We start from the raw sequence: 2,266 nt of genomic DNA, 5'->3' as shown, positions 1-2,266 counted from the left end.
CGGCCTCGAAGAGAGTTGACAAACTCCGGCGCTTCAGTAGAATACGCCTTCCTCGCAGGGCGCTGGCGAGGCCTCACGGCCCCGACAGCAAGCGAGACGCTCTTTAACAATCGATCAGGTAATTCATGTGGGCGCTTGTCGATGAGGTGGTGAGAAGTCACACCATTTCAAGGCAAGCGACTCGTCGAGACCTTCGGGTCTTTTGAGAAGCTTTGACCTTGAGCCAAGTTTGGTCCGCTTAACGGACTCTACGATCTTAAACTGAAGAGTTTGATCATGGCTCAGATTGAACGCTGGCGGCAGGCCTAACACATGCAAGTCGAGCGGCAGCACGGGGAGCTTGCTCCCTGGTGGCGAGCGGCGGACGGGTGAGTAATGCATAGGAATCTGCCCGGTAGTGGGGGATAACCTGGGGAAACCCAGGCTAATACCGCATACGTCCTACGGGAGAAAGCAGGGGCTCTTCGGACCTTGCGCTATCGGATGAGCCTATGTCGGATTAGCTGGTTGGTGAGGTAATGGCTCACCAAGGCGACGATCCGTAGCTGGTCTGAGAGGATGATCAGCCACATCGGGACTGAGACACGGCCCGAACTCCTACGGGAGGCAGCAGTGGGGAATATTGGACAATGGGGGCAACCCTGATCCAGCCATGCCGCGTGTGTGAAGAAGGCCCTCGGGTTGTAAAGCACTTTCAGTGGGGAAGAACGCCTGACGGTTAATACCCGTCAGGGAAGACATCACCCACAGAAGAAGCACCGGCTAACTCCGTGCCAGCAGCCGCGGTAATACGGAGGGTGCGAGCGTTAATCGGAATTACTGGGCGTAAAGCGCGCGTAGGCGGCTTGATAAGCCGGTTGTGAAAGCCCCGGGCTCAACCTGGGAACGGCATCCGGAACTGTCAGGCTAGAGTGCAGGAGAGGAAGGTAGAATTCCCGGTGTAGCGGTGAAATGCGTAGAGATCGGGAGGAATACCAGTGGCGAAGGCGGCCTTCTGGACTGACACTGACGCTGAGGTGCGAAAGCGTGGGTAGCAAACAGGATTAGATACCCTGGTAGTCCACGCCGTAAACGATGTCGACTAGCCGTTGGGTCCTTCGCGGACTTTGTGGCGCAGTTAACGCGATAAGTCGACCGCCTGGGGAGTACGGCCGCAAGGTTAAAACTCAAATGAATTGACGGGGGCCCGCACAAGCGGTGGAGCATGTGGTTTAATTCGATGCAACGCGAAGAACCTTACCTACCCTTGACATCCTGCGAACCCTTCGGAGACGAAGGGGTGCCTTCGGGAACGCAGAGACAGGTGCTGCATGGCTGTCGTCAGCTCGTGTTGTGAAATGTTGGGTTAAGTCCCGTAACGAGCGCAACCCTTGTCCCTATTTGCCAGCGATTCGGTCGGGAACTCTAGGGAGACTGCCGGTGACAAACCGGAGGAAGGTGGGGACGACGTCAAGTCATCATGGCCCTTACGGGTAGGGCTACACACGTGCTACAATGGTCGGTACAAAGGGTTGCGAGCTCGCGAGGGCAAGCCAATCCCAGAAAGCCGATCTCAGTCCGGATCGGAGTCTGCAACTCGACTCCGTGAAGTCGGAATCGCTAGTAATCGTGAATCAGAATGTCACGGTGAATACGTTCCCGGGCCTTGTACACACCGCCCGTCACACCATGGGAGTGGACTGCACCAGAAGTGGTTAGCCTAACCTTCGGGAGGGCGATCACCACGGTGTGGTTCATGACTGGGGTGAAGTCGTAACAAGGTAGCCGTAGGGGAACCTGCGGCTGGATCACCTCCTTAAACGACGCATCACGCCTCGCGGCAAGTGCTCACAATGAATTACCTGATCGGCCAGAGCAAAGACTGTTTGGGTATGGACCCAGCGCGACCAATGGGTCTGTAGCTCAGTTGGTTAGAGCGCACCCCTGATAAGGGTGAGGTCGGCAGTTCAAATCTGCCCAGACCCACCATTCTCGAGCTTCGGCCGGGTCTGTCGCTCAGTTGGTGAGAGCGCACCCCCGGAAGTTCTGTAAAGAGAAGGGTGAGGTCGCCGGGTTTATTTCAAATCTGCCCAGACCCACCAATTTCGCCGGATACGGCGTTGCTTTGAACCTCGCATAGCAGGCTATGCGTCGGCCCAAAGCGCCTTGTCTCCGACGAAATTCATCGCATGTCGCAACGCGATGATCAGTGGGGCCATAGCTCAGCTGGGAGAGCGCCTGCCTTGCACGCAGGAGGTCAGCGGTTCGATCCCGCTTGGCTCCACCA

3 tRNA genes, 1 rRNA gene and 1 other annotated feature (1 of these 5 cut by a window edge) are annotated in these 2,266 nt (G+C 57.0%); all 4 genes read left to right on the top strand.

The window, feature by feature from the left end:
• Positions 1 to 258 precede the first annotated feature (258 nt).
• The 4 genes from KPL81_RS04305 (at position 259) to KPL81_RS20870 (ending at position 2,266) form a co-directional block, all read left to right on the top strand.
• A 16S ribosomal RNA gene (locus KPL81_RS04305) occupies positions 259 to 1,798 on the top strand.
• Positions 1,799 to 1,891: 93 nt separating this feature from the next.
• Positions 1,892 to 1,968: transfer RNA gene (locus KPL81_RS04300), tRNA-Ile, on the top strand.
• Positions 1,969 to 1,984: 16 nt separating this feature from the next.
• Positions 1,985 to 2,081: transfer RNA gene (locus KPL81_RS04295), tRNA-OTHER, on the top strand.
• Between the two features lie 109 nt (positions 2,082 to 2,190).
• Positions 2,191 to 2,266: transfer RNA gene (locus KPL81_RS20870), tRNA-Ala, on the top strand.
• Positions 2,193 to 2,266 (top strand) — a sequence feature (mutual gap in cmsearch alignment for this rRNA model is longer than 100) (it continues 2,544 nt past the right edge of the window). Its footprint overlaps the tRNA gene before it by 74 nt.

Source organism: Billgrantia antri (genome assembly GCF_019430905.1).
GTDB lineage: Bacteria > Pseudomonadota > Gammaproteobacteria > Pseudomonadales > Halomonadaceae > Halomonas > Halomonas antri.
This window is presented reverse-complemented; position numbering and strand designations above follow the sequence as displayed.